The sequence below is a fragment of the Pseudobacter sp. genome (assembly GCF_051955275.1).
In the GTDB taxonomy this organism is placed as follows: domain Bacteria; phylum Bacteroidota; class Bacteroidia; order Chitinophagales; family Chitinophagaceae; genus Pseudobacter.
Genome location: NZ_JBQCGW010000156.1, coordinates 16,106 through 42,687, shown reverse-complemented (window position 1 = coordinate 42,687; position 26,582 = coordinate 16,106). Strand labels below are relative to the sequence as shown.

25 protein-coding genes are annotated in these 26,582 nt (G+C 47.0%); 19 read left to right on the top strand and 6 right to left on the bottom strand.

Going from position 1 to position 26,582, the window contains the following annotated elements; translation table 11 throughout:
* The first annotated feature begins 66 nt into the window (after positions 1 to 66).
* The 3 genes from ACTHMC_RS13305 to ACTHMC_RS13295 are packed head-to-tail and all read left to right on the top strand — an operon-like array spanning position 67 to position 4,139.
* Positions 67 to 1,461: a cytochrome ubiquinol oxidase subunit I gene (locus ACTHMC_RS13305; RefSeq protein ID WP_440413671.1), complete on the top strand. Its 1,395-nt coding sequence runs from the start codon at positions 67 to 69 to the stop codon at positions 1,459 to 1,461.
* 5 nt (positions 1,462 to 1,466) lie between these two features.
* Positions 1,467 to 2,501 carry a cytochrome d ubiquinol oxidase subunit II gene (gene cydB / locus ACTHMC_RS13300; RefSeq protein ID WP_440413669.1) on the top strand — a complete coding sequence of 345 codons (1,035 nt, stop codon included), beginning with the start codon at positions 1,467 to 1,469 and terminating at the stop codon, positions 2,499 to 2,501.
* Between the two features lie 48 nt (positions 2,502 to 2,549).
* The gene (locus ACTHMC_RS13295; protein ID WP_440413667.1) at positions 2,550 to 4,139 is read left to right on the top strand and encodes a hypothetical protein; all 1,590 of its coding nucleotides are present in this window, start codon (positions 2,550 to 2,552) and stop codon (positions 4,137 to 4,139) included.
* Between the two features lie 3 nt (positions 4,140 to 4,142).
* Here the strand turns inward: ACTHMC_RS13295 and corA are convergent, their stop codons facing one another.
* The 3 genes from corA to ACTHMC_RS13280 form a co-directional block, all read right to left on the bottom strand.
* Positions 4,143 to 5,246, bottom strand: coding sequence for a magnesium/cobalt transporter CorA (gene corA / locus ACTHMC_RS13290; protein ID WP_440413666.1), 1,104 nt, complete (start codon positions 5,244 to 5,246; stop codon positions 4,143 to 4,145).
* A 6-nt stretch (positions 5,247 to 5,252) separates the two neighbouring features.
* Positions 5,253 to 6,347, bottom strand: a complete 1,095-nt coding sequence (locus tag ACTHMC_RS13285) for an iron-containing alcohol dehydrogenase family protein (RefSeq protein WP_440413665.1) — start codon at positions 6,345 to 6,347, stop codon at positions 5,253 to 5,255.
* Between the two features lie 739 nt (positions 6,348 to 7,086).
* The gene (locus ACTHMC_RS13280) at positions 7,087 to 8,001 is read right to left on the bottom strand and encodes an ROK family protein (protein ID WP_440413663.1); all 915 of its coding nucleotides are present in this window, start codon (positions 7,999 to 8,001) and stop codon (positions 7,087 to 7,089) included.
* A 96-nt stretch (positions 8,002 to 8,097) separates the two neighbouring features.
* Here ACTHMC_RS13280 and ACTHMC_RS13275 point away from each other — a divergent pair, with 96 nt between their 5' ends.
* Entirely contained in the window at positions 8,098 to 9,555 is a 1,458-nt protein-coding gene (locus ACTHMC_RS13275; protein WP_440413661.1) for a rhomboid family intramembrane serine protease, read from the top strand.
* Positions 9,556 to 9,591: 36 nt separating this feature from the next.
* Here ACTHMC_RS13275 and kdsB read toward each other — a convergent pair whose 3' ends face one another.
* From kdsB to dnaN, 3 genes are all read right to left on the bottom strand, one after another.
* Entirely contained in the window at positions 9,592 to 10,311 is a 720-nt protein-coding gene (gene kdsB / locus ACTHMC_RS13270) for a 3-deoxy-manno-octulosonate cytidylyltransferase (RefSeq protein ID WP_440413660.1), read from the bottom strand.
* 93 nt (positions 10,312 to 10,404) lie between these two features.
* The gene (locus ACTHMC_RS13265; protein WP_440413659.1) at positions 10,405 to 11,223 is read right to left on the bottom strand and encodes a sterol desaturase family protein; all 819 of its coding nucleotides are present in this window, start codon (positions 11,221 to 11,223) and stop codon (positions 10,405 to 10,407) included.
* A 113-nt stretch (positions 11,224 to 11,336) separates the two neighbouring features.
* The gene (gene dnaN / locus ACTHMC_RS13260) at positions 11,337 to 12,452 is read right to left on the bottom strand and encodes a DNA polymerase III subunit beta (protein WP_440413658.1); all 1,116 of its coding nucleotides are present in this window, start codon (positions 12,450 to 12,452) and stop codon (positions 11,337 to 11,339) included.
* Between the two features lie 234 nt (positions 12,453 to 12,686).
* On the opposite strand from dnaN, the gene ACTHMC_RS13255 reads away from it, so the two are divergent.
* From ACTHMC_RS13255 to vgrG, 15 genes are all read left to right on the top strand, one after another.
* Positions 12,687 to 14,000, top strand: coding sequence for a hypothetical protein (locus tag ACTHMC_RS13255; RefSeq protein ID WP_440413657.1), 1,314 nt, complete (start codon positions 12,687 to 12,689; stop codon positions 13,998 to 14,000).
* A gap of 21 nt (positions 14,001 to 14,021) precedes the next feature.
* A complete protein-coding gene (locus ACTHMC_RS13250; RefSeq protein WP_440413656.1) occupies positions 14,022 to 15,125 on the top strand; it encodes a trypsin-like peptidase domain-containing protein in 1,104 nt (367 codons plus the stop codon).
* Positions 15,098 to 15,628: a regulatory protein RecX gene (locus tag ACTHMC_RS13245; RefSeq protein WP_440413654.1), complete on the top strand. Its 531-nt coding sequence runs from the start codon at positions 15,098 to 15,100 to the stop codon at positions 15,626 to 15,628. Before ACTHMC_RS13250 ends, ACTHMC_RS13245 begins: the two co-directional genes overlap by 28 nt.
* 435 nt (positions 15,629 to 16,063) lie before the next feature.
* Positions 16,064 to 16,489, top strand: a complete 426-nt coding sequence (locus ACTHMC_RS13240; protein ID WP_440413653.1) for a helix-turn-helix domain-containing protein — start codon at positions 16,064 to 16,066, stop codon at positions 16,487 to 16,489.
* 17 nt (positions 16,490 to 16,506) lie between these two features.
* A complete protein-coding gene (locus ACTHMC_RS13235) occupies positions 16,507 to 16,983 on the top strand; it encodes a hypothetical protein (RefSeq protein ID WP_440413651.1) in 477 nt (158 codons plus the stop codon).
* A gap of 288 nt (positions 16,984 to 17,271) precedes the next feature.
* Positions 17,272 to 17,880 (top strand): DUF4255 domain-containing protein, encoded by a 609-nt coding sequence (locus ACTHMC_RS13230; RefSeq protein ID WP_440413650.1) that lies wholly within the window; start codon positions 17,272 to 17,274, stop codon positions 17,878 to 17,880.
* On the top strand, positions 17,877 to 19,178 hold the full coding sequence (locus ACTHMC_RS13225) for a hypothetical protein (RefSeq protein WP_440413649.1): 1,302 nt from the start codon (positions 17,877 to 17,879) through the stop codon (positions 19,176 to 19,178). Before ACTHMC_RS13230 ends, ACTHMC_RS13225 begins: the two co-directional genes overlap by 4 nt.
* Positions 19,179 to 19,233: 55 nt before the next feature.
* Positions 19,234 to 20,634, top strand: coding sequence for a phage tail sheath family protein (locus tag ACTHMC_RS13220; protein WP_440413648.1), 1,401 nt, complete (start codon positions 19,234 to 19,236; stop codon positions 20,632 to 20,634).
* 37 nt (positions 20,635 to 20,671) lie between these two features.
* Complete coding sequence (locus ACTHMC_RS13215; protein ID WP_440413647.1) at positions 20,672 to 21,754, top strand: hypothetical protein; 1,083 nt, start codon at positions 20,672 to 20,674, stop codon at positions 21,752 to 21,754.
* A gap of 37 nt (positions 21,755 to 21,791) precedes the next feature.
* Positions 21,792 to 22,901: a hypothetical protein gene (locus ACTHMC_RS13210; RefSeq protein ID WP_440413645.1), complete on the top strand. Its 1,110-nt coding sequence runs from the start codon at positions 21,792 to 21,794 to the stop codon at positions 22,899 to 22,901.
* A gap of 46 nt (positions 22,902 to 22,947) precedes the next feature.
* A complete protein-coding gene (locus ACTHMC_RS13205; RefSeq protein ID WP_440413644.1) occupies positions 22,948 to 23,415 on the top strand; it encodes a phage tail protein in 468 nt (155 codons plus the stop codon).
* A 9-nt stretch (positions 23,416 to 23,424) separates the two neighbouring features.
* Entirely contained in the window at positions 23,425 to 23,901 is a 477-nt protein-coding gene (locus ACTHMC_RS13200; protein WP_440413642.1) for a phage tail protein, read from the top strand.
* A 6-nt stretch (positions 23,902 to 23,907) separates the two neighbouring features.
* Positions 23,908 to 24,081, top strand: a complete 174-nt coding sequence (locus tag ACTHMC_RS13195) for a DUF5908 family protein (protein ID WP_440413640.1) — start codon at positions 23,908 to 23,910, stop codon at positions 24,079 to 24,081.
* A complete protein-coding gene (locus ACTHMC_RS13190; RefSeq protein ID WP_440413638.1) occupies positions 24,071 to 24,775 on the top strand; it encodes a CIS tube protein in 705 nt (234 codons plus the stop codon). Before ACTHMC_RS13195 ends, ACTHMC_RS13190 begins: the two co-directional genes overlap by 11 nt.
* Positions 24,775 to 26,547 carry a type VI secretion system tip protein VgrG gene (gene vgrG / locus ACTHMC_RS13185; protein ID WP_440413636.1) on the top strand — a complete coding sequence of 591 codons (1,773 nt, stop codon included), beginning with the start codon at positions 24,775 to 24,777 and terminating at the stop codon, positions 26,545 to 26,547. The genes ACTHMC_RS13190 and vgrG overlap by 1 nt, the downstream gene beginning before the upstream one ends.
* Positions 26,548 to 26,582 lie beyond the last annotated feature (35 nt).

Genomic DNA, 26,582 nt, shown 5'->3' with positions numbered 1-26,582 from the left:
TTCAGCATCGGCTTTTTTTTGCTGTCCTGGCATCAACTTTCGTACACGGATAAAACTACTTTCTATATGGATGTGGAAATTTTAGCGCGCGTACAATTTGCTTTCACTATTGCCTTTCATTACATCTATCCTCCCCTCAGCATCGGGCTGGGCCTGCTTTTGGTAATTTACGAAGGGCTCTATCTAAAAACCGGCAACAAGAAATATGAACAGATCGCAAGGTTCTGGATAAAGATCTTTGCGCTCATCTTCGGTCTGGGTGTAGCTACCGGTATCATCATGGAATTTGAGTTTGGTACTAACTGGGCCACCTACTCGAAATATGTGGGAGATATTTTCGGCAGCGCCCTGGCGGCGGAAGGTATCTTTGCGTTTGCGCTGGAATCCGGTTTTCTTGGCATCCTCATCTTCGGCTGGAACCGCGTGGGGCCGAAAGTGCATTTTTTCTCTGCGCTGATGGTATTCCTCGGATCCATGTTCTCCGCAGTGTGGATAGTAGTGGCAAACTCCTGGCAGCAAACGCCGGCGGGTTACCAGATCGTGGGTGAAGGCCTGCAGGCGCGTGCTGAGATAACAGACTTCTGGGCCATGGTGTTCAACCCCAGCAGTGTGGAACGGCTGGTGCACGTCTGGATCGGATGTTTTCTGGCAGGAGCCTTCCTGGTGCTCAGTGTAAATGCCTGGTATATCTTAAAGAAACGATACCTCGATATCGCCATCCCCTCTTTTAAGATCGCATTGGTAGTGGCTACCCTCTCAGGCCTTGCCCAACTGGTGGCTGGTCATGCAAGCGCCGATGGTGTGGCCCGCAACCAACCCGCCAAGCTGGCGGCTCTTGAAGGGCATTATGATAGTTCGGCCAAAGCGGATATGTTCCTACTAGGACATGTGAATAATAAAACACAGGAAGTGACCGGCATCCGCATTCCCGGCGGGCTCAGCTTTCTGCTTCATGGAAATTTCTCGGAACCGGTAAAAGGACTGAATGCCTTTCCGGAAGATGAACGGCCTGCACAGGTGAACGCCATTTTCCAGTTCTATCATATAATGGTGGCCTGTGGAGTAGCGATGATCGGTCTCACTTTATTTGCCTGTTATTTATGGTGGAGGAAAAAACTCTTTGACTACAGATGGCTGCTATGGGCCTTCGTATGGGCTGTACTGTTACCCCAGATTGCCAACCAGGCCGGCTGGTTTGCCGCGGAAATGGGCCGCCAGCCCTGGGTGGTGTATGGATTGCTGCGCACATCCGATGCTTTGTCGAAAGCAGTAACCGCCAACCAGGTGCTGTTTTCGCTGATCCTCTTTTTGGGCGTGTACTTCATATTGTTCCTGCTTTTCATCTACCTGCTCAATAAAAAGATCAAGCACGGCCCTGTGGATTACGGAACCAAAGAGCCGATAGATGAAGGCAGCAAACGCGACAACCCGATTATGGATCACGATACTAATCACAACTAATTAATATGGACACATTTCTCGGCATCGATTATAATATCTGGTGGTTCCTTGTTTTTGGTGGTGTTATCAGTGGATATGCCATCCTGGATGGTTTTGACCTGGGAGCAGGGGCCCTGCATTTGTTTTTGAAAAAAGAACAGAGCCGGCGGATCGCGCTCAATGCTATCGGGCCGGTCTGGGATGGAAACGAGGTGTGGCTGGTAATTGGCGGCGGCGCACTGTTTGCGGGATTTCCCGTGGCCTATGCTGCTATCTTTTCTGCATTCTATGTGCCTTTCATGGTATTCCTGGTAGGGATCATCTGGCGGGCCGTTGCCATTGAGTTCAGAAGTAAGGAACCGATGGGCTGGTGGCGGAAAACCTGGGATATCGTGTATTCTTTTGCCAGCATTGTGATAGCGTTGTCGCTCGGGCTGATGCTGGGTAACGTGGCATTTGGCATTCCACTTAATGCAGAAAAAGAATTTGATGGGAACTGGCTGGCCTTCTTCAATCCTTTTTCCATACTGGTGGCCATCACTACCCTGGCGCTGTTCATGATGCATGGCGCCATTTATCTTACCATGAAAACGGAGAACCGCTTATTTGCGAAACTGCATATCCTCGCCAATAATTTTATCATCTTCTTTGTGCTGAGCTTTGTGATCACAACACTCTATACCTTATTATACATTCCACACCTGAGTGATTTCTTCAGGGAGAACCCGGTAGGTTTTATCATACCAATATTGATGGTGCTGTGCATTGCCAATATTCCGAGGCAGATCAAAAAAGGGAAATACATATATGCATTTATCTTTTCTTCCGCTACTATTGCGCTGCTGCTGATCATGGTAGCGCTGGAGGTATTTCCATTCCTCTTGTATTCCACTTCGGATCCGGCCAATAGTATCACTATAGAAAATGGCGCATCATCGGCAAAAACAATGAAGATCCTTTTGATCATTGCTTTGATAGGAACCCCGCTGGTGGCTATTTACACGAGTTTCGTGTTTTACACGTTTAAAGGAAAGGTAAAGTTGGATGAAATGAGCTATTGACAAAATCACGTTTATTTTACTTCTTTGAATATAATAACCCCAGACCACATGAAATATATCATTGGATTGACTTTGCTGCTTTTCACCAGCATGGCGGAAGCAAGGCAAAGCACCAGATCCGGCCTTATCCCCTACCTGAGATTTTCCACGGAAGAAGAAAAGAAATATTTTGAAGAATTGGCCCGGGGCAAAGAGCCCGACTATTTATCCTTCTTATTACAGATCAAACCACCGGGAGTTGCTACAGTAAGCCGTAACGAAGCTGTTGCAAAGATCAATGGCTTCTTTGAAAGTAATCCTGTAAAGGAACTGAATTCTGAAAAGAAGATAAAATCACTCCTGCGTAGCGTGCGCGATAAGTTCATGGGGGAGTTTGAATATTCTGCAACATTCGGAGAACTACTTACAACCGGAAAATTCAATGCAGCCACACTTACGGCTTTGTTCACAATATTGTTTGAGCCCTTCAAAACAGAATATTATATCAATGAAGAGAAAGGTATTGTATATCCTGTTGTAAAATTGGGAGAGGAAGCCATCAGTCTTTCGAATCATAAGCCAGGTACAGTGGAAGTTAATATGCCTGAAGAACAGGTTGGATTTTTCCTTGACTACCTGGTGGAGAACCAGGTGATCACAAAGGATCAGTTCAGCAATGGCAACTGGCAGGAGCTATTCAGTGAATATTATTATGTAAAAGAATCATTCGGCAAAATAGAACTTGCCGGTTTCCTCTATTATCAGACAGGAGTTTCGTTGCTGATAGAACAGAAAGAAGAGGAGGCATACTGGGCATTTGAAAAAGCATACTTTTTATGTCCGGTACTGAAAATGAAATTCATGTCGGGGATCAGTCTGTATAACCTGATGATTGCGGGAAAGCTTGGCCAGGATGATTCAAGGGCTGAATTTATTTCCAGGGTGAATGAGCTGGGCTATTCCGAATATGCGCGGTCTCAGGCAATGGAGTATTTTACTAAAACCTATGAGCAGCTGCTCCACAAAGAAATGGATCTGCCAAAATATATGGCTTTCTATAATTACCTGTCCAATGTAATTGGTAACAGTCATGACCGCGATGGCCTGAACGTTCTTCACTACACCGGGCTAGCTGGTTATTACATACTCAAAGGGGAAAAGAATGCAGGGATATATTACCTGGACTCGCTGATGAATAACAGTAAACCCGGAGAGTTTAAAAATGAGAATGCGATCCGCGTGGTTTCATTGATCATGACCAACACAGAAGAAAGGAACCGGATGGATACCATCACCTGGTTGAAGAACAGATACCCTGCACTGGCCAACCGGTGCGACTTTCAAAATTATGTAATGTTATCCTGCCTGGTGGATGCCTACTATCTGCGGGATGTAAAACTCGACCTGCCTGGCGCACTGGCTACAGCAAAGAAATTGCAATCAATTCTGAAAACTTATCCGGAATTGAAAAGATCAAACGAGTACATGATCAGGGACTGTTACTGGAGACTGGCCTTTTCCTTCAATAAGAAAAACGAATACAATACTGCTCTGGAGCTGTTGAATGCTGCGTTGGAATATTCGCCGGAAAATAAGAGGCTGAAAGAGGAAATAGCAGCTACAGAGGAAAAGATGAAACCGAAGGCTAAAACAAAATAGAGATCAGAACCAGCCCCTTCTTTTAAAAACGAATAACATCCATATGGGGATAACGAACATACAGACTACGGCAAAATAGAATCCCCATCTGTGATGTGCATACGGGATGATATCGAAGTTCATTCCGAAGATCCCGCCGATGACGGTGGCGGGGGCCAGTAAGCAGGTAACGATGGCCATCACCTTCATCACCTCGTTGAGTTTGAGGTTTACATTGTTGATGTAAAGGTCCTGCATGCTCAATACGATATCACGGTAGTTCTCGCCTAGATCGTAGGCCTGCACGATATGATCGTAAACATCTTTGAAGTATTTGGTGGTGCGGTCGTCGAGGAGATCGCTTTCGCTGCGGATGATACCGCTAACCAGGTCGCGAACCGGGGCGAGATTTCTTTTGAGTACGATCAGCTCCTTGCGGAGCTGGTTGATGCGGGCGAGTGACTTGGTATTGCTGCGCCTGATCACCTCTTCTTCCACCAGTTCGATCTGCTCACCCAGACGTTCCATTACAATAAAGTAATTGTCCACAATCAGATCCAGCATGGAGTACAGCAGGTAATCGGCTGTACGCTGGCGGATCTTGCTGTTAGACATGTTAAGCCTGGAGCGGAGCAGATCGAATACATCCCTGTGTGCATCTTCCTGGAAAGAGATGGCAAAATCCTTTCCCAGAACAATGCTGATCTGTTCTGTTTCCACGGTCTTCTTCTGATCGTTGTAGAAGAGCATGTTCAGCAGACAGAAGAGCACTCCCTCCACCTCGTCCATTTTAGGACGCTGGTTGATACTGAGAATGTCTTCGATCAACAGGGGGTGGACATTGTATGTGTTGCAGATGTTCTCAACATCTGTTTTTCTGATCCCTTCTATATTGATCCATGCGATCCTTCCATCATCTTTGAACCTGGTGCATGGCGCCACATTGTCAAAATGATGGACCTGGATATTCGCGGCATCATAATCGTACACGGTCACTTCTACTTCAGCGGCTTCCTCTCTGTGAGGAAGTACGGTGGGATTAACAGACAATATCTCCTTGGTCCGTTGGGTACCGAACAGGTTGTTCAGGTTCAAACCAAAATAGCGGAGATACTTCTGTGGACTCATAGTTACTTAGAGTTTTTCGTAGAGTGCCCTGAGTTTTTCGCGGGTCATGATCTTTTCCCAGTCTGCGCCCAGTGCGTTTTCCCAGAGGGGTTTCATGCCCAGGCTCACGTTGATCATGGTATCGAATTGTTCATCGCTCAGGCCTTTGCAGATACCCACAGGGATATCGATTTTATTCTTTTCCACCATCTGTTTGAATTCCACCACTGCTTCGGGATAGTAATCTTCCAGGTGGTTCATCACAATACAGTTACCGATACCGTGTTTGGTGCCGAGCAGGTAGCTGAGGCCATAACTGACGGCGTGGGCTACCCCTACCTGTGAGTAAGCAATACTCATACCGCCGGCGTACGAGGCCATCATGAGTTTATCATCGCATTCAGCATCCCAGCTGTTCTTCTTTACAAAAACTTCGCGGCAAAGCTCGAGCGCTTTTTCACCGTAGGATTTGCTGAACTCATTGAGGAAGGTTCCCTGCAGGCTTTCGATGCAGTGGATATAGCAATCCATTCCGGTATAGAATCGCTGGTTCACAGGCGCGTTGGCTGTGAGCTCAGGATCCAGAACGATCTGATCGAACGGAGTGAAATCCGAATTCATACCCAGTTTACGGGTAGGTCCGGTAAGAACGGTGGTCCTGGATACTTCAGCGCCGGTGCCGCTGAGTGTGGGAATACCGGCTTTGTAAACGCCGGCCACTTTTACGAGGTCCCATCCCTGGTAGTCGGCAGAGGAACCGGGATTGTTCATCATCAGGGAAACGGCTTTGGCCAGGTCCATTACGGAACCGCCACCGATGCCGATGATGCCGCTTACGGTACCGAATTCATCTTTGAGTTCTTTAGCGAGTTTATCCACCTGGGTGGTTTTGGGCTCGTAAGTAACGTCAGCAAAAATGATCTTGTCTTTTCCACGAAGGGGGATGCGTTCAACAAGGGGTTTACCGTTTCCTGTGCTTGCGCCATTCTGGAAATAATGATCCACCAAAAATATCATGGGAGCATCGCCTTTTCTTTGCGGGGCAAGGATTTCATCGAGTTGATCGAAGCTTCCTCTTCCATAAACCACATAGCTCACCATTCTGAAATTTCTGAACTTCATAGCTAATATTCAGTAGGTTAATAATCTGTTTTGAAAGTAGTGCGAAGGTAGATGATAAAACAAAAAAACGCAGCATGGAGCTGCGTTTTGTTATAAGAACCCTAACCAATCGCTGTATGTGGTGTACCAGCTATTTAGAAATCCCGGCTGCGGTGATGGAATCCACATAAATTCCATACCACTGAAATGGAGTATAAATCCACGTGCAGCCTGGATAAGAGAGCCTTAAAATTTGGATCAACGATAAGGATGTTGGAAAGAAAACCGGCCTGCGGGTGAGTATGCTCGTGACACAGATAAAGGGTTGAAAAAACGATTTAGCAAAAACTCAGAACAGAACATAAACAGTCACGCAAAGGCGCCTGATCTTTCATGGATAAAAAACTTTATATATCAAAAATTCACGTAAAGATTGGAGATTTTCGACCGAAGTAGGGTAAAGGTAATTTTTATATGTATACCAAGGGCCCGCGGATGAAAAAAATTTGCACAAACTGACAGATAATCGCAAGAATTTGCGCTGCGGTAACGTAACCAAAACATTTAAATCCGTGCAAACCTGCAAAAAGCCGGAAACATGCGGTAATCTTTCACATTAGATTTGATTATAATTTATATTAGAGGGCAGCACAAAGCCCTGTTATTTTCAAAGAGCCACCTGTAAACTCAATGGAAGGCATTTTTAGTATGCAGGTGTGTATAACTCCTTTTCAAGGGGATAGGTTTGTGGAGAACATGATCAACTGACCAGTGCGGCAGCTCCGAATACACCTGCACTATCACCCAGTGCCGGTTTGCATACCTCAACATCGAGCCTGTTATTAAATATGTGTTGCCGGAGGAATTCAACGCCCGACGTATATAAAACATCGATATTGCCAACACCCCCACCCACTACAATAATATCAGGATCCAGAAGATTGGTAATAACCGAAACTGCTTTTCCGAAGAATAAGGCTAATCTTTCTATGGTTTGTCTGGCAGCCTCATCTGGCTGCGGCGAGAGGTAATTATGCGTAATTTCTTTGAGTGTTGCTTTTTTACCGCTGATGCTATGATAGAATTTTTCAAGTGCGGGCCCGGAAAGAATGGTTTCCACGCACCCTGTTTTGCCGCAGTAACAAGGTCCTCCGCTCGGGTCAAGATAGTTGTGACCCCACTCACCGGCAATGCCGTGACGGCCACTCCACAGCTTCCCATTCATCACAATACCACCTCCTACTCCTGTTCCCATAATAATTCCGAAAACAATGGCGGCGTCATCAAACTTTTGCTTTACCACACCCCAGTGTGTTTCTGCGAGTGCGAAGCAATTAGCATCATTAGCCAGAACAACCGGAACGCCTAAAATGTTTTCAAGATCAGACTGAAGTGGCTCCCCATTTAATGACGTGCTGTTACAGTTCTTCATTGTCTTGAGCACGGGATCAAGCACCCCTGGTGTTCCAAAGCCGATCCTTTTGGGTTGTAATCCGCTCTGTTCCTGCATTTGTGTAATCAGCAACCTGATCCTTCCGAGGATATGCTCATACCCTTTTCCACTTTCAGAATCGATGCGGGTCCGTAAGATAGGAGTGGCATCATTCAGTGATGGAAGAATCACTCCTTCTATTTTAGTTCCACCAAGGTCAATACCCCAAATAGGATCGTTCATGCAGGTTTTGTATCATTAAATTTAAAAAAAATAGCTTCGCGAAACCATCTCAGGGAAAAATGAAACAATTTTGGTTTACCTGATAACAATTTTTATATGGCATCATGGAAAATTGAAGGAATCAATAAAGGGCTGGAAAAAAACGAATACCTGTTAGTTGCTGTTAAAACAATACAGTACCTGGGATGGGAGCTGCGATTCATCTCGGACCACGGATTGATAGCCGGTGTTCCGGGGAAACGCGATAAAAATATCATGGAAGAAGGGGTTACTATCTGGTTCAAGGGAGAGCAGGCGAATATTGAAAGCCGTAGCAATGGATTTGAAATTTCCAACAGGAAGAATAAATATAACGTTGAGCAATACCTGAGCCTGTTTGAAGAGATGCAGTACAGGATCAATGGGGAGGAACAGCTTGCCTTACGTCAATGGTTACTGGAAAATAAATCTTCCGGCAGGGAAGATGTACTTGATCCGGCATCTAAAGAATACAGGCAGCCGGGAAAAATGAGAGCCTGGTACCAGCCACCGAAGGAATCCCTGATGACCACAATTCTTATTGCAACCTGTGTAATGGTCTTCATCCTGATGGTGGCCATGGGTGCAGGATTCATGAGCCCCTCTGTTGAAAGTCTGATCAACTGGGGCGCCAATGTAAGGCAGCTTACGGCAGGCGAAGGGGAATGGTGGAGGCTGATCAGCTGTATATTTCTGCATGTGGGAGTCCTGCACCTGTTAATGAATATGGTGGGATTGTACATGATCGGCATCATCCTGGAACCTAAGCTAGGGAAATGGAGATTGCTGGCGGCCTTCCTGGTAACAGGTGCCGGGGGCAGCATTGCCAGTATCTTCTGGAATCCCGCAGTGGCGTCTGCCGGCGCATCAGGCGCCATCTTTGGCTTATTTGGTTTGCTGCTGGCGCTGCTCACTACTAACCTGATCCAGAAAAGTATCCGGAAGGCAATTTTACCCAATCTGCTTTCGGTGATCGGACTGAACCTTCTGATCGGATTTGCACCTGGCATTGATTATGCAGCGCATATCGGAGGATTGCTGACAGGTTTAGTACTTGGATATATTTATTTTCTTTTCTTCAGAAACAGGAATGGCGTGTGGCTGTCGATTCTTGCAGCTGTTCTGTTGGGCGGAGGCATTGCCGCAGTTGGCTTGAAGTATATGCAGGATGATGGTTCAGCATTCAGAAAGATAATGGGCAATGCGCTTGTGTATGAAGAAGAGGCTGTCAGGGTATCTAACATCTCAGACAGCAGCAAAAGTATCGATCATATTGCTTACGTTCAGAACAAGATCCTGCCGGCCTGGAAAAAGTTTCAGGATGAAATAGTGAAGCTTGATCAGCTGAAACTGTCTCCGGACCTGCAAAGTAAGAGAGAACTGCTGAAAAAATATGCTATGCTGCGGACCAGATACTTTGAAACAATGATTCAGAATGAAAAAATAAACGCGGATCCTGAGAGAACGGAAGCAGAACGGCTAAACATTCTTTCCGGGATCGATTCTGTGTTGAATGAGTTGAATGGGCCCAATTGAAAAAGGCTCCGTAAAGAGCCTTTTCATTGTGTGCTTTTAGAATAATTTCGATGCTTTTTCAAGATCTGCCGGTGTATCTATTTCGATACCCATATAATCCACAACGATCATTCGTAACGGTATACCATACTCGAGGTAGCGGAGGCATTCTACTTTTTCAGCAGCTTCCAGGGGCGTCATCGGCCAGTTGGTGAAATCTATCAGGGCCTGCTTTCGGAATGCATACACGCCGATATGTTCATAATAAGTGATCGGCGCAGTGGTATCGCGGGGATAAGGCAGTACGCTCCGGCTGAACATGAGCGAGTTCATATTCCTGTCCACGGCCACTTTCACGAAATTCGGATCTTCAATTTCTTCTTTTTTGTGGAGCACCTGCATCATGGATGCCACCTGAACGGTGGGGTCATTGAAGCAGGCAAGGAGTTTTTCCAGGGGTTGTTTCTGAACGAAAGGAGTATCGCCCTGTACGTTCAGCACGATGTCCACATCCATATCTGCAACAGCCTCTGCAATGCGATCGCTGCCGCTCTGGTGTTCGCGGACGCTCATTTTAGCCTTGCCGCCGTTGGAAACAATTTCGTTGAAGATGATATCACTGTCGGTAACCACCACCACTTCATCAAAGAGACCTGTTGCTACTGTGTTATCGTAAGTATGCTGTATCACGGTCTTATTGCCCAGCTGCTGCATCAGTTTTGCGGGGAAACGGGTAGCGGCGTAACGGGCCGGTATCATTGCGATCATTCTTGCCATAGATAAACTTCTTTTAGGAGAAGCCGTACAAAGGTAAAGCCTTGACTAAATATTTGGTCAGCGCTCTGCGAATATTCAGGGTGTAGCTTTTAATCAGTAATCTGTTTTTATGTTCTTGTTGAAGGGAAGCTTCAGCTGGTAACGCAGGTTTTCGTCGGTGGTATCTTCCAGCACATCCAGCCCATACCTTAGATTACGCGGATCTTCATAAGCAAAAGTGCCGAAAAGCCTGTCCCAGAGGGAGAATATATTGGCGTAGTTGGTATCTGTGTAAGGTCTTTTATAATGATGATGAAACTTATGCATATTGGGAGAAACGAAGATCCAGCTGATGGGCCTGTCGAGCCATTGGGGTACCCGGATATTCGCGTGATTGAAATGAGTAAAGATAGCGGAGATACTGCGGTACAGAAAATATAACCAGATGGGCAGGCCAAGCAGAAAGGCACCGATGATGGTAGTTCCTTCGCGGAACACCCATTCCCCGGGATGGTGGCGGGTTCCGGTAGTTACATCCACCTTGGTATCGCTGTGATGGATCATATGGAATTTCCACATCCATTTGACTTTATGCATGGCATAATGAGGGAGGTACTGTGAAAAGAAATCCATCATGAATACACCTAAAAGAATGGTAGCCCATACGGGCCAGTTCAGCCAGTTGAGCAATCCGAAATTATGGCTGGTTGTCCAGGCGCACACGGCGATGGTGATCACACCCAGCAGGATATTCAGCAATACTGTTGTGCCGAGGAAAACCAGGTTCACGCCTGCATGTTTATATCTTTTGAAAGAGAATTTAAAGAGCGGGTAAGCACCTTCAATTACCCAGAAGAGGATCATGCCACCCATGAGAATGGCCATGCGTTGCCAGGGTGCGATGTTTTCCCAGAAGTTCACGAAGGATTCCATACGGCTATAGCTTATATGGTAATTTACGATTAAATGGGGAGATGGAAAAACACAGTGGGCGCTGCATGAAAAAAGGCGCCACCGGGGCGCCTTTAAAATATATTCGGAAGTTATTAGCTGTTCAGCATCAGTGGCATAACCAGCATCAGCATCTCTTCATTCTCGTCCTGCTCCGTAGGTTTGATGATACCCGCTTTTGTAGGTGTGCTCAGTTCAATCACCACATCATCACTTTCAGCAGCATTCAGCATTTCAATGAGGAACTTACCGTTGAAGGCGATCTGAAGATCTTCACCATTGTACTGGCACTTCATACGCTCTGTTCCTTCAAAGGAAAAGTCAACGTCCTGAGCAGCCAGTTGCAGTTCGCTTCCGCTGATATTCAGTACCACCTGGTTGGTGCTCTTGTTACTGAAGATGCTTACGCGGCGGAGAGCACCCTGGAAGTCGGCTTTATTGATAGTGAGTTTATACGGGTTGTCTGCAGGGATCACCACCCGGTAGTCAGGGAAACGGGCGTCGATCAGGCGACAGCTCATTTGTGTGGTACCATGCTTTACAAAAAGGTGGTTGCTGTTATAGTTGATCACCAGCTCGTCATCGTTATCAGGCATAGCTGATTTCAGGAGGTTGAGCGGTTTTTTGGGAACGATCAGGGAGTCTGTTTTGGGACAGCTCACATCTGTTCTCTTGTAGCGGACCAGGCGGTGTGCATCGGTAGCTACGAACTGGAGGCCTTTCTTGTCCATTTCAAAATAAACACCGGTCATGGCAGGACGAAGATCATCGTTGCTCACGGCAAACAGTGTTTTATTGATGGCGGTCACCAGGGCGGAGGATGTCATGGTGAAAGAGGTGGTATCATCGGCTACCGGCTCTTTCGGGAAATTGTCGGGGTTCTCACCCATCACTTTATACTTACCATTGTCGCTGGTGAGCTCAACAGCGAAGTTCTTATCGATATTGAAAGTGAGCGGCTGGTCCGGGATGTTTTTCAGGGAATCCATCAGGATTTTGGCGGGGATACAAACGCGACCTGCATCCTTCGCTTCTACGTCCATCTGGATCTTCATAACGGTCTCCAGGTCAGTAGCCACTACGGTCAGCTTGTTCTTATCCACCTCAAACAGGAAATCTTCCAGGATTGGCAAAACGGTATTTGCGTTGATCACACCACTGATCTGTTGCAGTTGTTTCAGCAAAGCGGAAGATGAAACGATAAACTTCATATAATAGTTTAAGATTTGAGCAAATATAGAATTCTGAATGATACATCGGATAGCTTATTTTTAAACAGGGCCGGGCGGCCCCTGTCAGCAACCCCGCTGGCGGTTAGCCGCCGGGGGCCTTGGTTTGCGACAAGTGCCTGAAGGAGGTTGCAAAAGTCGTTAAATTGAATAACTTCATGCCCTTATTCCGGCTCCCGCTGCAGGGCATTTAGAAAAAACATTATATAATTACGTATGGTATTTGATAAACTATTTGGATGGGGCAAAAAGAAGAAAGAAGACCCGGCGATCCCTTTCGGACGGTATTCAGACAATAATAAGTCTGTTACCAAAGTCAATCGCTGGACGGAAGCGGATAATCTTTTCAAGAACCAGGATTACCACCAGTGCATCGAAGCCTTCTTCGATTACCTGCGCGATGATCAGGAACAGAATGTAGTGCTGGAGCGCAACGGTCAGGAAGGCCGCTTCCAGGTATTCCAGGGATCCAAGGTGGTGCGGGGTGAATTCAATAACGACCGCCTCCATGCCGAGATCACCCTGGCTAAAATGCCACAGGCCAGCGTGCCCGTGATGCGCCGCCTGCTGGAAATGAACTTCAACCTCTATTACAGCCGCTATGCGCTTGACCAGGAAAGGCTTTGCATGCGCTTCGACAGCGATATCAAAACCGCCAATCCCAACAAACTGTATTACGGACTGAAGGAACTGGCTACCAAGGCCGATAAACAGGACGATCTCCTGGTTCAGGAATTCGCTTCCCTCCAGACCATCGATACAGACCACGTGATAGAGATTCCCCTGACTGAAAAAGAAGTGAAATACACTTACTTCCAGAAATGGATCAGCGAAACCCTGGATTATATAAAAACGCTGGACGCTGATAAGTTTTCAGGTGGTATCGCCTACCTCCTGCTTACCCTCGCCTTCAGGATAGACTACCTGGTTTCTCCCGAAGGGCAACTGCAGAATGAACTGGAAAAGCTGGTGGATATCTACTACAGGAAAGATGAAAGGCAAACCATCGAAAAGAACCAGCTCATGCGCGAAGCGTACGAGAAATTGCTGGCCAAACCCAAAGAGGCAGTATTCCCCTACCTCTTCCGCAGCCGCCACACTTTTTCCATTGTAAGCCCTCAGAAATATGACGTTGTTACAGATGCTATCAACGCTGCCGCACAGAACATGCCTTTCTATAACGAGAATGGCCATGCATTCATCGCCAATAAGGTGATGGAATATCCCCTCGCCTTCTCTCAATATTCTTACAGCCTGCCAAAACCCTGGACAGCCCTGTTCAGAATGTTCATGCAGGTGAACTACGCGGATTATATGACAGCGCTTGGCTTCAACACTAAATATTTTGATGCGGCCAACCATTCTTTTGATGTGGACGCCATCCAGGAGACCATCGAAAAGATAATGGAAGAATGGAAACCAAAATATCCGCACCTCACTTTCAGGCTTCAGAACCTGAAGTATGAAAACCTGGTGAACTTCAATCAGAGTTTCAGCACAGAAGTAGCAGCATTGAATTTTGAAGCTTAGACCCAATCAACCATCAACACTATGCCAACACAACAGGTAATAGAAAAATTTCAACCTTCCATTATACAGATCGCCACGCAAAACGGCACTGGCACAGGGTTCTACCTGAAAGAGTTTGACCTGATCATCACCAATGACCACGTTATTGACAATAACCCGGAAGTGACCATCGCCGGTAAGACCTTCGACAAAGCCATGAGCCGTGTTTGGTACACTGATCGTAAGCATGACCTGGCTTTTCTGCAGGCGCCGCAGGGCGTTGAGCTTCCTGAACTTCCCCTGGGCCGTTACGAGAGCCTGAAAGATGGCGACAATGTAATTGCCATCGGTCACCCATACGGACTGAACTACACAGCTACGCAAGGCGTGATCTCCAAAGTGGACCGGATCCGCGATGGCCTCAAGTTCATCCAGATCGATGCAGCCATCAACCCCGGGAACAGCGGCGGCCCACTGGTAAATGAAGAAGGGGAAGTGATTGGCGTGAACTCCTTTATCATCAGGGGTGGCGACAATCTCGGTTTTGCATTACCGGTAAACTATCTGCGCACGGCGCTGCAATTATATGCACCCCATAAAGGAACGCCATCAACCCGCTGCCCGAGCTGCGAGTTCCTGGTGCTCCCCGATAATATCGAAGCTACCAAGTACTGTCCTTCCTGCGGAACGGAAGTGAAACTTCCCGAACTGCCGGAAAAAGAAATAGAAGTGGTAGGTGTGGCCAAGACCATCGAAGACATTCTCCGCGAACTCGGAAAGGATATCAAACTTTCCCGCGCCGGTGTAAACCGATGGGAAGTGAAGGAAGGAAGCGCCAGGATCAAGATCACGTACAACCCGGAGAATTACTTCATCACGGGCGATGCTTATCTGTGCCAGCTTCCACCCGATGCAACAAAGATCAAACCCCTCTACCAATACCTTCTACAGGCCAATTACAATATGAACGGGCTCGTGCTAAGCTGCCTGAGCCAGAATATTATCCTGAGCTGCGTGATCTACGACCTTGATATCACCAGGGAAACAGGATCACAAACATTCAATACACTGTTCAAAAACGCAGATCATTATGATGACCTGCTGAAATCAGAGTATGGATGCGTAGACAGGTTGGAGGAAGTCTGATCATGGCATTTCAAAAACAACAACTAAGCAAAGAACAGGCATTACAGAAGGCGCGCCACTATTGTGGGTACCAGGAACGCTCCCATACGGAAGTGAAGGAGAAACTCTATGGATATGGCCTTCGCAAAACAGATGTGGAAGAACTGCTGAGCACTTTGATTGAAGAGAACTATCTCAATGAAGAGCGCTATGCGGCTCAGTTTGCGGGAGGAAAGTTCCGCATGAAGCAATGGGGAAGAGTGAAGATAAAATACGAGCTGAAGCAGAAACGCGTAAGTGAGTATTGCATCAAAAAAGCGATGAAGGAGATAGATGAGGAAGATTATCAGAAGACCTTGCAGAAATTGGCGCAAGTGAAATGGGATAGTGTGAAGGGAGAAGGGGTGAATCATTTTGTGAAGATGAGCAAGACCACAGATTACCTGGTGCAGAAAGGGTATGAGATGGATTTGGTGAGGGCGGTGGTGCAGGGATTGAGGGATTCACATAAAAAACAATCCTGATATTTTATTTCACAGTATAACAAAGTCAAATATATTTGCACAAAATTAACCTATAGCTTAATTTTGTGTTGAGAGATTGCATACTATATAAAAGTTCGGAATGTTTTCCCCGTCATGTATACCTGGATGCTGAGAATGCAACTGAGTTTTTAGATTATTTTGAAGACGCGAAAAAGCGAGGAAAATTTGATTATATAATAAACAGGATTCTGACGCAACAGAATATTTATTACGAAGGCTATCAAAAAATTATAAACTATGAAAGCCTTTCAGAAATGAGGCTATTTCCTAATGGGTTGAATGCCAGAATCTATTGCAAGGAAATAAGTACAGAGCGTGGGCATTTCTATGTAGTGGTCATAAAATTGCTTGAAAAAAAGAAATCACAGAAAATAGATAAAAAAATTACTCACTCTTTAAAAGCTATCGAAGATTATGAGTACAAATTCTGATCAATATAATAAATTGAAAGATAGGCTCAGATCTTTTGAGGAATCAAAAACAGAAGAACACAAGCTTGAGGAAGATGCTTTAATGTTAATGGCTAATTACTTAACAGAAATCGAAAGATTTCAGAAAGCAAATAATGTGAGCAGGAAAGATCTTGCAAAAATGATCGGAACATCGCCAAGTTATTTGACGCAGGTGTTTCGTGGAGATAAGCCATTAAATTTTATAACGCTGGCTAAGATCAGGAAGGCTTTAGATCTTGCGTTTGTAGTAAAAGCTTATTCAAAGGAGTCTTTTAAAAACTTGAACTTCCTAATGGCTCAGGATCGATTCAAAAAACAACAGGGATCCGGGTTTTCACCAATAAATTACGAGTACACAGGTTTGACCCCGGTGAAGAAAGCTTCTTGAGTATTATATAGTTTAAAATGGCAACAGAAAAATTTGGATTCAGAATTGTAAACGTTGACATTGTTTACAAAGCTATGGCCCCAAGGCCGGCAGAAATAAACGGGGAATTGTATGCGTTTGAAGTCTTTGCAGAAACAAGTGTTCACAAAGACCAGCAATTGGTTTTTACTTTTGTAAAAACAAATATCAGGGAAGAGAATGGAACAGACGTTCTTGCTGCATTCACTGTTGTTTGTGTTTTTAGCATAGCTGACTTTGAGCATAAAGTTATACTGAATAAAGATGGTCTATATGAAATAGATCAATCACTTGAAAATGCGTTAAAAAACTTCTCCATAGGAACAACCAGAGGAGTATTGTGGTCTGAATTAAAAGGAAGTTATTTGCACAATGTGCTTCTCCCGGTAATAGACATCAGCACTCTATCTGTTAAAACCGACCGTCAGATCTTCGACGATGATGGTAAATTTAAAGTTGGAAAAATATCTACCTGATTATTTCAATATTTAAAATTCACACTCAAACCCATACCAATTTTACCACTTAGTGGTATTGTTAAAAATCAAAATTCATTCTACCTTACACTTCCATTTCCCCCACCACATTTTCGCCTCTGACCCGTTACCGTTATGTACTCGTTGTAATTTGTAATTACAACACATCCCCTGATTAGTAATTATTCCGGTACACCCGAAAATTGCTCTGTGCCTGAATTGCATGTACAGCTTAATCCCTGTATGTAATTCCCATTTTTATCAACTTTAATCCTTCAATCAACCAACATGATTGATAGCGCACTTTCATTGCTCCGCAATGAACTGGACGACTATATCAGTAAGTCAATCGGCAGTGCCGATATTGTTGTGGACAATATCGGATTGCTGGAGACCACCAGTGGCGATACGCTCACCAAACGTATTGTTATCACCCTGGTGAATGTGGAAGAAGAAAGTACGCTCAAGAATACATCTCCCATCAAAAAAGGCGGATTCGGAAATGCGGTGTATGAAAATCCTCCGGTATTTCTGAATCTCTATGTACTCATCACCTGTAACTATTCAGGCAATGATTATATACACGCACTCGAAAGGCTATCTGCCGTGATACGTTTTTTCCAAAGCAGGAATTCTTTTTCCGCCAGCATTGCTACAGGCGGTATTCCTCCGCTCGATCCGGCTACTATGGAAATGAAGTTTACCATGGAGCTCTACACGCTCACCTTCGAACAGATCAATCACCTCTGGGGATCACTGGGAGGAAGACAGACTCCCTTTGTGATGTACAAGCTCAGGCTGGTAGCCCTTACAGAAAGAGCAATTGTCCGTGAAGTGCCGCTCATCGAAGAGATCGAAACCAGTTTACACAAAATTTCTGATCGTCCAAAACCATGATCTATAAAACCCTTTTTCATGTAAAACTCCTCCACGAGTACTTCCTTTCCGAACAGAAAGGAGAAACCATCTTTGCCATTCCCGCACAGGCAGACAGGATGGATTTTCTCATGAACAAGATGGCGCTGGACCAGCCTTCCGTCAGTAATTTCCTTCAGTTTGAATTCCCGGAAGAACAGGCTGCTCTTTACAGAGACCAGCATATCCGTGTAATGCCTACCTATTCAGGATTCAAGGTAGCTGTGGAAGTGAATGCAACCAGGCTGCCCGACAATACCATCGTGTACACACCAAAGATCCCGCTGAAGGATGACCTGAACATCAGCATCCTGGCACGGCTTGCCAACCCGGGCTTCAATGCATTCACCAATACACGCATCGGCCGCTCAACGCCGGCCATCTATTATTTTTCCAATGAGAACATCTCTGCGGCTAAAACATTTCCGCAATGCTGCAACCCCGTTGCAGCATTCGACGCAGGTAAATTATATGAACAGGGTGAACTGGCTTCTTTCGGAGCCAATGATATCCGCGCATTTTATTCAGACGGCGGTGGACCGCAGTGGAGGGCCATTAGCGGAGCAGGCTTTGTGAACGAAGCCGACAGGCTACTGGTGTCTCCGCGGTTCTGGTATAATTTTCCGCCCGATGCCAATATCACGGAAGCGGAATTTGAACTGGTGGATTTCAACGCCGTTTCTTTAAAGACCGTCATCGTTCAGAACACAAATCCCTTCTACAGATCCTTCCTGGATTTCAGCGGGCTTGACCTTGAAACCATTTTTAAAAATGAAACACCGGTTTATACGCTTAATATCAATGCATCCGGCGGATATTCAAAGAGTTTAAATCTGGTTTTTGTACCTGAGACCATGGATCTTTCAAATCAATGGGCACTCATGCAGTTCAAAGCCTCCGTTGCCAATCCGGCTTTTGACCTGCTCGATGCATCCGGGAGACTGATCCGAAGAAGAAACCCTGATGGCAGCTGGGTGGAAGCACCCATCTTTGAACTGCCCATCACAAGCCGCCTTACCTGGTGGCGCTATATCAACGACAGAAAACAAAAATTCAATAACGCGGACTTCCCCAGCGATTTCCTTGATTTCTCAGACAGGGCGCTGGTGAGCAAAGAACCGCGGCCCTCCACTTACCCGGCTACCCTTTTCAAAAAAGCTGACAATACCTGGCATTATCTCCCCAACCCATTACCCGATGAACTGGTGCGGATAGAGAACCAGCAGCTATTCACGGATATCATCGTTCCAAAATCAAAACTGTTTCCGGTAGTACCATAATATAACCATTATCAACAACCGACAAAATAATAACTCACAAAAAAAAACAAACAATATGGCTGAATACAAAACCCCGGGAGTGTATATCGAAGAGATACCGAAACTCCCTCCTTCTATTGCTTCCGTTGAAACCGCCATTCCGGCCTTCATCGGATACACAGAAAAGGCACAGTTGAAAGAGCCCGGTGACCTGCTCAGTAAACCCCGGCGCATCAGTTCCATGCTGGAGTATGAGCAGTATTTCGGCGGGCCGCAGTCGGAAACGAGTATCCAGGTCACCATCGATGTGACCCAACCGGGTAAGGTGGATGTGCAGGGTAAAGTACTGACGCCGTCCAAATACCTGATGTATTATTCGCTCCAGTTGTTCTTCATCAACGGGGGCGGTGATTGTTATATCGTATCGGTTGGTGATTATTCCACCAATGTGATCGATATGGCCACCCTTCAGGGAGGCCTCACAGAAGTGGCCAAAGTAAATGAAGTAACGCTTATACTTTTCCCGGACGGCCTCAACATGAGTTCAGCCGGTAATTACTATGCGTTGCATAAAGAAGCGATGGATCAGGCTGCTGACCTGAAGGACCGCTTTGTGGTGATGGACGTTTGGGTGAACCCCGGCGATATTGCCTTTGATCCCATCGCAGAGTTCAGGAATGCAGATTTCGGGGACATCGATGTGAAAAAATATGCGGCCATTTATTATCCCAGGTTGTACACCAGGCTGGATTACCAGTATGATCAGACCGGCACCACTGTTACCATTGTTGGTAAGGGAGATGGAACCCTCAATGGCACACTTGCCGAGCTCAAATCAAAGAACAATGCGCTCTTCTTTGCTGCAAAGGGAGCCATTACAGATATCGAACTGCTGCTGCCTGCCTCTTCTGCCGTGGTAGGAAAGTATGCGGAAGTGGACGGAGCCCGGGGCGTATGGAAAGCCCCTGCCAATGTAGGCATCGATTATGCTATCCGCCCGGAGATCATCATCTCCAACAGACAACAGGAAAACCTCAATGTGGACGTGCAGGACGGAAAATCCGTGAATGTGATCCGCTCATTCCCTGGTCGCGGTCCTGCTATCATCTGGGGGGCGCGTACACTGGCCGGTAACGATAATGAATGGCGCTATGTACCCGTTCGCCGCTTCTTCAATATGGTAGAAGAGTCTGTGAAGAACGCCACCGAACAATTTGTGTTTGAGCCCAACGACCGCAATACCTGGCTACGCGTGAAAAGCATGATCGAAAACTATCTCACACAACAATGGAAAGCCGGCGCTCTCATGGGAACCACTACCCGCGAAGCCTTCTTTGTGAAAGTGGGCCTCAATGAAACCATGACCGAACTGGATATCTGGGAAGGCCGTATGATTGTGGAGATAGGCATGGCCGTGGTTCGCCCGGCGGAATTCATTATCCTCCGTTTCATGCACAAAATGCTCTCTGAAAGCTGATCAATAAAATCATTCATTCAACCTTAAAATAACTGGTATGGATCAAAAGAATTATTCGAGGAATCCCAATCAAAAGGATGACTCGGATTGCAACTGCAAGGAGAAAGACAATCCCACGCAGCTGACCATCAACCGCGAGCGGCTCAAGATCTGCTCTACCCTCTACGAAACTTCCGGCAAAGTGAGTATGCTGGAAAAAAAATTCAAAGGGGAGAAAAGATTGTACAACGATAAGACCTGTCTCTTTAACCATACAGAAGAGAACTACCGCCTCTTCCGCAATCTGGAAATCACCGTAGGCACAGAGCTGCTGACCACCAATGAAGCAGTGAAGGCCAATGTGAAATCCTATAACGACTGGAACACAGCGCTCAACAAAGTGCTGAAAGAAGGCATTGCCAAAGCAGTGAAAGATGTAAAAGCAAAGATCGCAGAGCTTGACTCCGCCGCTTTCAAGCTAGACAGCTGCCGCAATGAAAAATGCAATCAGAGCCAGGTGGCAGCCCTCACCGGCGAAAGACCCGAAGGTTGCAAGGATGATCCCAAAGAACCACCCAAAGACTGCAGCGATGCAAGCGATATCCTGGACGAACTGATCTGCATCCCATCCGCACTGGTGGCCGATATCGATTCCATCTTCCAGTCCTCTTCAGATGTTGTGGGCATCCAGGTGTTCTCCAATATTGACACCCTCACGCCTCTCCAGACCAAACTGGAGGAGCAAAGCAAACAGTTTGAAGCGCATGTGAATACCGTAATGAAACTGCGCGGCGAAGACATGAAGAAGTTACAGGAAGATATGGTGAAATCAGTTCAGAGCATTACCAGGGCAGCTATGGACAGGAACAGCACCCGCAGCGAGTTTGAAGGGTATAAAGATGCCGTGAATTTCATTTGCTGCCCCAAATGCAAATGCCTGGAAGATTGTGATTGTAACGATGAAGAAGAGAACAACCAACGGAAAGACAACCGCCGTGACTGCGATGAGCTCAGCGAACCAAGGCTCGGCGATTGTGAAGAAGAGATCTGCAAGATCTGTGAAGAAGTGAAAAAGACTTTCTGTTGCGATGAAGACGGCCCCGGCGAAGATCCTGATAAAGGCGATTGCGGCTGCAGCTGATCACCATCACCATTCTTCAATTCTAAAAAAACAATCTATGCTTACAAAACATAAATACCAAAACCTCCCTCTCAACTGGGACGAAGGCCGGGTCAGCGACTGCTGTACGTCGGACTCTCCCGATGACCCTTCCTGCGGCGATTGCTGCTACGATACCTGGCAGGAAGAACTCAAACAGGTCACCAAAAAATATGACCAGATCAACGAAGACTCGCAGCAGCTCTCTTCCCGTCTCGGCTTCCTGATCGACCGCCGCGGCCGTTACAAATCCTGGAAAGAGGAACTGGACAAAGGCGAAGAGCTCGCACGCGCCATCTGCTACCAGCTGGAGATCATCGCCGGCCAGTCGCAAAAGATCTGGTATAACAGCTGCAAAGCAGCTGAGGCCATCCGCATCCTCTTCTGCATGATCCGCGATTTCTACTTCCAGGTAGACTTCCTCAAAAAACGTTTCGATGAACTGCAGAACTGCATCACACATAATCATGATTCATCCCTTGTGAAAGGAAAGGGCATTCTCAAATGTCTTGACGAATACGGGGTGAAGCTGGATGCGGTGATCAAAACAAGGGATATCCTTGTTGCTGCTGTACTTGATGCCATCAGGTTGTCAGAGCTTATCCGCAATGGCATGTCCACAACCTCCTGTCCCTGCGGCGACGATTTCGATCCCTGCAATCCGGGCGCACCCTGCGAATGCAAAGGATGTGATGACGAAAGCAAACCCGTTTATGGTTTCCGCACCATCATCTGCGAATGGTACTGCGCCTTCGGGTGCAATGTGGAATGCGAGCCCTGCAATGACAATTGCAATGAAGAAGAGCCACAGGAGCCATCCCAGCAATACCGCCAGTCCGGACAGCAACAGCAAAAAGGATACGGCGATAAAAAGAAGCAGGACAATTTCAGCGCCGATGATCCCTGCAAATGCGAGAAATGCGAACTGGAACCACAGTTCTCCTTCCCCATCTGCAACGATAATTACAAGTGCCTGGTGGACCAGTGGTTTGCTGATGACGACAGCTGCGTGAAAAAACTGGAGGCAGAGCTTCGCGACAAGACTAAGGAGAAAGAAGCATTGCTCGCCTGCAAAACCAGCCTGCAGAAAGCCATCACCGAAGTGGACCCCAAAGCAAGATGCAGCTAAGCGCTCCGCATAACCAACATCAACAATAACTTTTAAACTATTCAATATGGCAGCCAAAGGCGAATACCCGATTCCCAAATTCCACTTCCGCGTGGAATGGGGCAATGATTTCAGGATTGGTTTCACCGAAGTAAGCGGTCTCGACTTCGAAACGGAAGTGATCGAGTACCGGGAAGGTTCCAACAAAAAGTACGTGAAGAGCAAACAACCCGGTATGCAGAAGTTCAGCAATATCACGCTCAAGCGCGGCACTTTCGAGGGTGATTACGATTACTACAAGGAATGGCGTAAGACCGTGCTCTTCCAGGAAGGCAATAAAACAGGATCGCAGTTCAGGAGAACGGTCACCATCAAGTTGCTCAATGAGCAGCATGACCCTATCATCACCTGGAAGCTGCTCAATGCCTGGCCCTCCAAGATCCAGAGTACAGACCTGAAAGCGGATGCCAATGAAGTGGCCATCGAAACCATGGAACTGGTGCATGAAGGTCTCGAGATCATGAACGTAGACTAATCTCATTGTATGGCAGTAGAGAAAAGGAATCCCGATAATTTCTACCAGACCGTGAATTTCCACTTCAGCGTGGAGTTCAGTCTCGGCACCAAGGAATTCGATATCCGCTTCCAGTCGGTAGCGGGCCTTGATTCCACCCTGGAAACGGAAACCTTCAAGGAGGGTGGCGAGAACAGGTTCGAGCATGTAGTGCCGGTGCGCCGAAAGTACGGTCCGCTCACACTCAAGCGAGGACTGCTGAGCCCGGAGGAATCGAAACTCACGGAGTGGCTGAAAGATGCTTTCGATCATGAGATCGTAAAGCCGCTGGACACGCTGAACATTTCATTGCTGAATGAGGAACATGATATCCTGATGATGTGGACTGTGAACAATGTATGGCCACGCAGCTGGAAGATCGGGGAGCTCAATGCCGAAAGAGGTGAAGTACTGATCGAAACACTGGAACTGAATTATAACCGCCTTCTTTTCAAAGGACCTAAATAGTTGGGTATGCCACTCGAAGTAAGGGAACTGATCATCAAAGCCACTGTAACCCAGGAGGGAAGCGGCGCAGCAACTGCTGCTCCAACCGGTGGCAACAACGGCAACTCATCCAATGAGGAACAGCTCAAACAGGCGCTTGAAAAGATCCTTGACACATTAAAAGACAAAAATGAGCGATAATAACAGACATCTCCAGAAACTGGTAGTCCGCTCTTTTGCCAACAAGGATTTCACCGGTGAAGACACGGAACGGATGTTCACTACTCCGATCAACCCGGATACCTTCACAAAGAATTTCAAGGTAGAGCTGGACTCCCGCCGTGGGCATGGTAACAACGGTACAGACGTGCGTTTCAAATCCACCGTTCCGGAGGAAATGAAACTGGAATTTGTACTGGATGGTACCGGCACCATGGAAGGATATGTGGACGCCTACAAGAAAATGACGGTGCATGACCAGTTACAGAAATTCCTGGACTGTGCCTACGATTTCGATGGAGATATCCACCGGCCGCGTTTCCTCATTGTGTTCTGGGGCTCCGAGATCAATTTCCGCTGCGTGCTGAGCAATCTCGATATCAATTACACCCTTTTTAATCCCAATGGCACACCGCTTCGTGTAAAGATCACCGCCACTTTCCTCAATTACAAAGCCAGGGAAGAAAGGCTGGCAGAAGAAAGAAGAAGCTCTCCGGATCTTACACATTATCGCAAAGTGAAGCAGGGCGACCGGCTTGACCTTCTCACCTTCAGTATTTACAATGATCCCAAATACCTGATGCAGGTGGCAAAGGCCAATCAACTCAGCTCCATCCGCAAAGTGAAACCCGGTACCGAGCTTTATTTCCCGCCATTCGATAAAAATGAAAGCTGATGGAAGAGATCCTCATACCCAATGATTCGCGGCATGATGTGGCCAGCTTTGATATCCAGATCGAAGGCAATGCCATCAACCCCTCTTACCAGGTGATGAGCATCAGCGTTACAAAGGAGATCAACCGGATCCCATTTGCAAAGATCATCCTGCGAGATGGAGAAGCGCCCGACCGCACCTTCGCCATCAGCGATGCCGAAGACCTGGCGCCGGGCAAGAATATAGCCATTCGTGTAGGTCGAGACGGCAGCAATAGCCAGGTGTTCAAAGGCATTATCACCAAACATTCCATCAAGGTGGGAGAGAACGGCAATGGTGAACTGCATATTGAATGCCGCGATGCCGCCATGCGCATGACCATCGGGCGCCGCAGCCGCTACTTCGAAAACATGAAGGACAGCCAGCTGTTCGATGATCTCATCGGCCGCTACGCCGGCCTTACCAGCGACCCGCAGGCTACCAGCCTTACACATAAAGAACTGGTGCAACACCATATCACAGACTGGGATTACATGCTGCTTCGCGCCGAAGCCAATGGCATGCTGGTGAATGTGAATGACGGCACTATCAAAATAGCAAAACCTGATACCAGCCCCGAGCCTGTTTTACAGGTAACCTACGGGTCTTCCGTGCTGGAGTTTGAAGCGAGTATTGATGCCCGTTACCAATGGAAGAATGTGGAAGCCAGCAGCTGGGACTATAGCAATCAGCAACTCTTCAAAGCCGATACCAGCACAGTGCCATTCACCGAAAATGGAAACCTCTCCGGGGAAGACCTGGCAGAAACTGTGAACCTGGATAAATACCAGGTACATCATAGTGGCCATTTACTGGAGCAGGAACTGCAGGACTGGACCGATGGCATTATGATGCGCAGCCGCCTGAGTAAGCTCAAAGGCCGCGCAAAATTTTCCGGCTTCGCCGGAGTTAAGCCCGGTGATATGGTAAAACTCGAAGGAGTGGGCGAAAGGTTCAAAGGAAAAGTTTTTGTGACCGCCATCAGGCAGGACATGGGCAGCGGTATGTGGGACACGCATATTCAGTTTGGCCTCGATTCGGAACTGTATGCTTACTCTCATGAGGATATTGAAGACGCGCCTTCCGCAGGTCTGATGGGCGCTATCCGCGGCCTTCAGATCGGTAAAGTGGTGCAGCTTGAAAACGATCCCGATGGTCAGGACCGCATACTGGTGCGGGTTCCCGTGATAGATCCACAGGCACAGGGAATCTGGATGCGGGTGGCCAGCCTGGATGCAGGAGCAGACCGAGGCGCTTTTTTCAGACCTGAACTGGATGATGAAGTGATAGTAGGTTTCATCAACGATGATCCGCGTCATGCAGTGGTGCTCGGCATGCTGAACAGCAGCGCCAAGCCCGCTCCCATCACGGCCAAAGATGTGAACCATGAGAAAGGCTTCACTACACGCAGCAAAATGCACCTCTATTTCAACGACGATACAAAGACCATCAGAATAGATACGCCCGCCGGTAACAGTATTATCCTGGATGAACAGGGCGGAAAAATCGAGATCAAGGATCAGAACAATAATACCGTTACGATGGAATCAGGTGGGATCAAAATGGAAAGCCCCACCAGCATTGAGATCAAAGCAGGGGCAAATCTCACGCTCACCGCCGGGGCCACGCTGACGATCGGCGGAGCCAATGTATCCGTGAAAGCCGATGGCAGCGCCAGCCTGGAAGGGGCCAGCACCAAAATATCAGGGTCAGGCACCACAGAAGTGAGCGGAGCATTGGTGAAGATCAATTAACAAGCAAACACCGGAAATTCAGAACCATTAAAACA